General features: G+C 57.2%; 8 protein-coding genes. All 8 read left to right on the forward strand.

The annotated features are described in order from the left end of the window. The coding region (locus Q1K23_RS01475) for an efflux RND transporter permease subunit (RefSeq protein ID WP_300361495.1) at positions 1–2,049 on the forward strand (2,049 nt) is incomplete at its 5' end. Positions 2,050–2,104: 55 nt separating this feature from the next. After that, positions 2,105–2,803, forward strand: a complete 699-nt coding sequence (locus Q1K23_RS01480; protein WP_300361498.1) for a chemotaxis protein — start codon at positions 2,105–2,107, stop codon at positions 2,801–2,803. Then, entirely contained in the window at positions 2,796–4,058 is a 1,263-nt protein-coding gene (locus Q1K23_RS01485; protein WP_300361500.1) for a peptidase U32 family protein, read from the forward strand. Before Q1K23_RS01480 ends, Q1K23_RS01485 begins: the two co-directional genes overlap by 8 nt. Continuing rightward, a complete protein-coding gene (locus Q1K23_RS01490; protein ID WP_300361503.1) occupies positions 4,051–4,392 on the forward strand; it encodes a hypothetical protein in 342 nt (113 codons plus the stop codon). The genes Q1K23_RS01485 and Q1K23_RS01490 overlap by 8 nt, the downstream gene beginning before the upstream one ends. 34 nt (positions 4,393–4,426) lie before the next feature. After that, positions 4,427–4,927, forward strand: a complete 501-nt coding sequence (gene purE, locus Q1K23_RS01495; RefSeq protein ID WP_300361506.1) for a 5-(carboxyamino)imidazole ribonucleotide mutase — start codon at positions 4,427–4,429, stop codon at positions 4,925–4,927. Positions 4,928–5,149: 222 nt separating this feature from the next. Beyond that, positions 5,150–5,635, forward strand: a complete 486-nt coding sequence (locus Q1K23_RS01500; RefSeq protein WP_300361509.1) for a DUF3972 domain-containing protein — start codon at positions 5,150–5,152, stop codon at positions 5,633–5,635. Between the two features lie 2 nt (positions 5,636–5,637). Then, entirely contained in the window at positions 5,638–6,501 is an 864-nt protein-coding gene (locus Q1K23_RS01505; protein ID WP_300361512.1) for an ARMT1-like domain-containing protein, read from the forward strand. Continuing rightward, entirely contained in the window at positions 6,494–6,991 is a 498-nt protein-coding gene (locus tag Q1K23_RS01510) for a hypothetical protein (RefSeq protein ID WP_300361515.1), read from the forward strand. Before Q1K23_RS01505 ends, Q1K23_RS01510 begins: the two co-directional genes overlap by 8 nt. Positions 6,992–7,004: the final 13 nt, after the last annotated feature.

Genomic DNA, 7,004 nt, shown 5'->3' on the forward strand with positions numbered 1-7,004 from the left:
CTTCTGGTCAATTTCAGAATCGCCGCGATCGTCACGATGGGGATCCCCTTCTCCTTCGCCATCGGCCTGCTCTTCCTCTACTACACGGGATATACGATCAATATCGTCTCCCTGCTGGGGGCGCTGATCGTCATCGGCATCGTCGTCGACGACGCGGTGGTGGTGGCCGAAAACATCCAGCGCTACATCGACGAAGGTCTGAAGCGGCACGAGGCGGTGCTGCGCGGCGTGAGGGAGATGATTCTGCCCGTGACGCTGGCCACCGTCACGACGGTGGTCGCCTTTCTGCCCCTTTTCCTACTATCGGGAGAGATCGCCCATTTCATCATCCTGATCCCCATCGTCGTCATCATGGTACTGCTTGGGTCGCTGATCGAGAGTTTTCTCTTTCTGCCGCTGCACGCCAAGGAGTTTCTGAAAAGAGGGGGAAACATGGTCGACTGGCGCCCCCTCCAGCTCCGGTACGAAGCGGCGCTGATCTTCATCGTCCGCCACAAAAAGAGTTTTCTGCTTCTTTTCGTCGTGGGTGTTCCCGTGGCGACGGTACTGATGGTCAAACAAATCCATTTTCAGTTTTTCCCATCCTTCGACAGCCGCTACATCTACGTTACCGGCCGACTCGACATCAACACCCCGATCGAGACGACCCACCGCGTCGCCAAGGAGATCGAGGCGGCCCTGCTGGCCCACAGGAAGGAGCTGGGACTCAAGTCGGTCTCGGCCGTGGCCGGTTCGCGCACGACGATGGGCGGAGAGAACGAGAAGGACAACGGCGCCTTCTACATCACGATGGAGCTTTACGACATGGTCGATCGCGACTGGATCAACCGCTGGCTCAATCCGATACTCAACCTCTCCTTCGAGTTTCACGATCCCGAAAAACGGCGTACCAGAAAGACCTACGAACTGGCGGCGGATATCGAAAGGATCATCGCGCCTTTCAGGAAAAGATACGACCTCGAAGAGCTCGGTGTCAGACAGCGCCACATCGGTGTCATACGCAACGACATCAAGATCAACTTTTCCGGCCGTGACGACGCGAAGATCGTCGCGGCGATGGAGCGTGTCAAAGAGGCGCTGGCGAAGCAGCCCGGCGTTACGGGTGTCAGCGACAATCTCCAGTACGGCAAGCTGGAGTATCAGCTGAAGATCAACGACTACGGCGAGAGACTGGGGCTGACGGAGGGGGAGGTGGCACGCCTTCTGTCGGGCTATTTCCTGGAGCGCAGGCAGGCGATGACCTTCGGGCCGGAAGGGGTCGTCGAGATACGCACGGAGGAGATCGGCAAGGACGATCTCTCCCGGCTCGAAAATTTCGACTATCCGCTCTCCGACGGCCGTTTCGTGAAACTTCGCGACATCGCCGATTTCATGAAAAGCCGCGACTACATGGAGATCAAAAAGCGCGACGGCGTCGTGGTCAAGACGGTCTTCGCCACGGTCGACAAGCGCAAAACCACGGCCAACGACGTGCTCGACGCCATCGATCCGCTTCTGAAGAAGATCGAAAAGGAGGGGATCAAAATCCGCCTGATGGGAGAGAAGGAGAAGAACCGGCAGCTGGCCAAGGAGATGAAACACGCCGTCATGGTGGCGCTGTTCCTGATTCTGATCGCCCTGCTGCTCATTTTCGACCGTATCAAATACGCCCTGATGGTGATGTCGGTGATCCCCTTTTCGATTCTGGGGGCGCTGGCGGGCCACCTGATGCTGGGAATCAACCTCTCGATGCCCTCGCTCATCGGAATCCTGGGACTCGCGGGCGTCGTCGTCAACGACGGGATCATCATGCTCGATTTTCTCCACGGCACCCACGACTCGAAAACCTTTTTCCAGAAGGCGGCATTGCGCCTGCGCCCGATCCTGATCACGTCGATCACGACCTTTCTGGGGCTATTCACGCTGATCTTCTTCGCCACGGGACAGGCGGTGATCCTCCAGCCGATCGCCGTGGCCATCGGTTTCGGCCTCGTCTGGGGGACGATTCTGAACCTTTTCTATCTGCCGACACTCTATGCCGTCGTCAACCGTATTGAAACAAAGAGATAATTTTCCTATAATGAGCAAAACTATATAATCGAAACACTATCTTCAAAGGTGATGAATGACTCAGGAAGAGCTTGACGCCATCATGGCGGGAGAGCTGGATTTGGAAGCGGAAGCGTTGTCGGACGATGCATCCATCCTCGACAGCGATCTGATGGATTCGCAAGAGGAGATAACGCTCGAGGATGTGAAAGAGGAGGAGGTCGTCACGCCTCCGCCCGCCATTCGCGAGCATCGGGTCGTCGAACAGCTCGACGACGTGACTCGGGATTCGGAAGAGAAGGCGAGCGAGATCTTCGACGCCCTCGAGGGCGTGATGGGCGATGTCGAGAACGCCCTTTCCGCCGTCGAAAAGATGCAGGTGATCGCGGAGGATTTCGAAGATCTCTTCATGACGCTCCACAAAAAATTTCCGCACATCAAACGTTTCAACAGTGCGGCCGCCCAGGCGGTGGCGCTTCACAAGCTCGCGGAGGAGACGACGGGCCTGCTGCAGGAGGCCGACACGAAAATACTGGGAGCCATGGATACGATGCAGTACCAGGATATCCATCGCCAGAAGATCGAGCGCGTCATCAACATCATGCGAGCGCTGAACCGTTATCTGAGCGCTCTTTTCGAAGGAAAGATCGAAGATAAAAAACGTGCGACGTCGGCGCGGCACATCCAGGGAGACAGGGGAGGGGAAGAGATCCTCTCCAACGACGATATCGAGGCGCTTATCGCGCAGTTCGGAGGCAACGATAAAAATGGTTGAGCTACTTTCGCCCGCGGGCAATCTCGAAAAACTCAAAATCGCCTTCGCCTACGGGGCCGATGCCGTCTACGGCGGTGTCAGCCACTTTTCCCTCAGGATCCGCAGCGGCAAGGAGTTCACCTACGAGAGTTTTCAGGAGGGGATCGACTACGCCCACGCCCGGGGCAAGAAGGTCTACGTGACGATCAACGGATTTCCCTTCAACTCCCAGCTGGAACTCTACCGCAGCCATATGGAGAAGATGGCGGCGATGGGGCCGGACGCTTTCATCATCGCCACGCCGGGGCTGGTGAAGATGGCCAGGGAAGTGGCCCCCGAGATCCCGGTACACCTCTCGACCCAGGCCAACGTGATGAACGTGCTGGATGCGCAGTTTTATTACGATATCGGCGTCAGCCGCATCATCGCCGCCAGGGAGATCAGCCTGCGGGACCTGGAAGCGATCAAGAAAGCGCTCCCCGATCTGGAACTGGAGGTATTCGTCCACGGCTCCATGTGTTTCGCCTACAGCGGGCGCTGCCTGATCAGTTCGCTCCAGAGCGGCCGGGTACCCAACCGCGGCAGCTGTGCCAACGACTGCCGCTTCCCCTACGTTCTCTACGCGGAAAACCCGGAGACGGGTGTCATGTTCCGCCTCGAGGAGGAGCCGGAGGTGGGCACCTACATCATGAACGCCAGGGATATGAACCTCGCCTCCCATATCGACGAGATTCTCGCTTCCGGCGTCGTCGATTCGCTCAAGATCGAGGGGCGTACCAAGAGCCCCTACTATGTGGCGGTGACGGCCCACGCCTATCGCCAGGCGATCGACGACTTCCATGCCGGACGTTTCGAGGCCGAAAAGTATCAGAAGGAGCTCCATACGACGAAGCACAGGGGGTTTACTGACGCCTACCTGATCCACCGTCCCTTCGAAAGGGAGGGGACCCAGAGTCTGGAGAGCTCCATCAGCGAGGGGACCCATCAGGTGGAGGCGCTGGTGGACGAGGCGGGACTGGCCTTTCTGGTCAAGGACAAGGTATGCGAAGGGGACGAGATGGAGATTCTGGCTCCCGCGCCGGTCACGGAAGAGGTATCAAACGAACGGGGCCGCATCTACCGCAAAGAGGACGGCAGCTGGTGGCTGAAGATGGAAAAACTGGAAACGCCGAAAGGGAAAACCTACGAATGTATCCACAGCGGCAACGAAAACCCGATCCTTCTTCCCGCGCCGCTGCCCCCTTTCACTTTTCTTAGAAAGAGACTCGATGGATGAGAAACTGACGCGCAGCCGATTGATTCGCATCTGGTGGGCCTGGCAGTGGAGGACCGTCGTGGCGACATTCATGGGTTCGCTGGTGCTGATTACGGTCTTCGCCTTTTTCGCCGGGTTTTTCGGCATGGACAAGGGGCTCATCACGGCGATCGGCAATCTGATCTACATGGGTGTGGGTATCTTCGCGTCGATCTATTTTCTGGGGTTCGTTCTGAAGAAGGATTACGGAGATTTCAAACTCTCCATCGAAGAGAGGACTTATTGCAAGAAGGAGGAGCCGAAAATACGGCCCGACGAACCGGAGGGGTCGCAGACCGGAGATCGGATCGTCTGATTTTCGGTCTGCAACCAACCAAGAGGAGAAGAGCATGAGATTTGTGTCGATCATTATCGGAAGCAAGAGCGATTACGAAGTGATGAAAGAGTGCGGCAAGACGCTGGAGAAGTTCGGGGTCCCCTACGAGCTGATCATCTCGTCGGCCCATCGCAGTCCCGAAAGGACGAAAAGCTACATCAAGGAGGCCGAAGAGCGCGGGGCCGTGGTTTTCATCGCGGCGGCGGGCATGGCGGCGCACCTGGCCGGTGCCGTGGCGGCGACGACGATCAAACCGGTGATCGGGGTGCCGATGAGCTCCTCCGACCTGCGGGGCGAGGACGCGCTGCTCAGTACCGTCATGATGCCGGCGGGCATGCCGGTCGCGACACTGGCCATCGGCAAGGCGGGCGCCATCAACAGCGCCTATCTGGCGATGCAGATTCTCGCCATCGACGACGACGAGCTGAAGGTGAAACTCACCGAGGACAGACTGGCAAAGGCGAAGAAGGTGGAGACCGATTCGGCGGAGATCGAGGTTTTGATCTCGAAATAGATTGTGGGCGACGCTTCGTGAAGAGGCGTCGCTTTCAATCTTCCTGTCGGCCTTCACATCGCCTCAGGCGTTTTTCCGGGGGGCAGGCGATTTCTCTCCTGAAAATCTGCCTTCGAAACCCCTTTTGAAAGCCGAAAGGAAGATTGAAAGCTTCATGGGTCGGCAATTTCGAAAAAAGAGTTGTGACCAAAGGGCGTAAGAAGCTTTGAAAAAAGGAAAAAGATGAGTACCTGGCTGAATATCAGAGCGTATGCGAAACTGACGGGCAAGGATTTCGACGAAGTGCTGGAGATGGTGGACGGGGGTCTGCTGGAGTCGAAGGAGGAGGATGGCGACATCTTCATCAAAGCCGACGCCCAGGAGACGCTTCCGGCGGAGGCGCCGCCGCAGCGGGGGGAAGTGCTGAAAGTCGACATGCAGACGGGTGACGGGCTGCAGTTTGTCGAAAAGACGATCGGGACGATTCTTTCGATGCACGAAAAGGTGGTCGACGCCAAAGAGGAGACCCTCGAGGCGCTCAAGAACGAAAACCAGTTTCTCAAAGAGGCGCTCGTGTCGATGCAGGAGCTCTACGACGAGGACCGCCGCACCATCGAAACGCTGACCAACGAACTCAACGCCACGAGGGAGGAGCTGGAGTTCGTGAAGCGCAAATACAAACTGATGTGGGGCAAGATGGTGGAAAAACATGCGGGGAAGAGCTCATGAGAATGACCCCCACATGTGTCACCTGCATCTTCTCCCAGGCCCTGAGGGTCTGTGAAACGCTGGGTGTCGACGACGCCACGACGAAAAAGGTGCTCGATGCGGTAGGATGCAGCGTACCGGAGTGGTCTTTCGACGAGACGCCGCCGCAGGTGGCGGCCCGCGTCTATCCGATGATCGCGGAGATTCTCGAAACCGACGATATCTACCGCGATTTCAAAGAGGAAGCCACCGAACACGCCAAAGCCTTTCTTCCCTACATCGAAGCGATGATCGACAAGAGCGTCGATACCTTCCACGCCGCGCTGAAAGCGGCGGTGGCGGGCAACGTGATCGATCTGGCCGCGACGGAGCGGTTCGATCTGGAAGAGGAGGTCGCGAAAGTCTTCGAGACCCCCTTCGCCATCGACGACAGCGGGGAGATGCGGGAGATGCTGAGATCGGCTTCCGAAGTCCTGGTCATCGGCGACAACGCCGGCGAGCACATTTTCGACAAGGTTCTGATGCAAAGACTCAAAACCCTCTTTCCTCAGATTCGTCTGGGATATGTGGTGCGCGGCGTGCCGATCATCAACGACGTGACCCTCAAAGAGGCCGAGGATGCAGGAATCGGCGAAGTGGCCGATATTATCGACAGCGGTGTGGACACGCCCGGACTCGATCTTTCTCGGATGGGCGAAGAGATGCGCAGGCGCTACGAGAGTGCCGATCTTATCATCTCCAAAGGGATGGGGAACTACGAGTCCCTCAACGACACCTCGACGCGTCCGACATTCTATCTGCTGAAGGTCAAGTGCAATGTCGTGGCCGCCTCTTTGGGAAGAGAGGTGGGTGACATCATCTGTTACAAAGGGGAAAACGATGTTTGAAAAACTGGTCGACGAAAAACTGCTGCCCTTTCTCTTCACCCAGCCCAGGCATCCGATGCGGTTCAACGAACTGATGAAAGCGAACAAGCTGCTGGTGGACAACATGCCTCTGGAAGGGCAGATCCCCGGGGTAAAACTGCGCCTTTTCCGCGCCTATCTTTTCATGTTTTTCGTCTTCAACGCCGTGCTGATCCCCCTGGCGATGATCTTTCACAAAATCCTGGCCAAAATAGACTGCCACGTGGCCATCGTACTGGCGGTCTTTTTCACGCTCTTTTTCTTCGGGGTCCTCTCCATTTTCAAACAGTGGGCGACGGAGAAGATGGCCGAAAAGATGATCAAAGAGGCCTGGAAGATCCACTTCCCCTACTACGATTACGAAAACTACCACACCAAAGTGGCCAAATTCTACGACGACGCCGTGGAGCGCAACGTCACCGGCGCCAATCTGGAGATGTACATCATGAACGCCCTGTCGCTGGAGCAGTGAGGGGCCGCCTGTC

Origin of the sequence: Hydrogenimonas sp., assembly GCF_029933015.1 — a bacterium.
Taxonomy (GTDB): domain Bacteria; phylum Campylobacterota; class Campylobacteria; order Campylobacterales; family Hydrogenimonadaceae; genus Hydrogenimonas.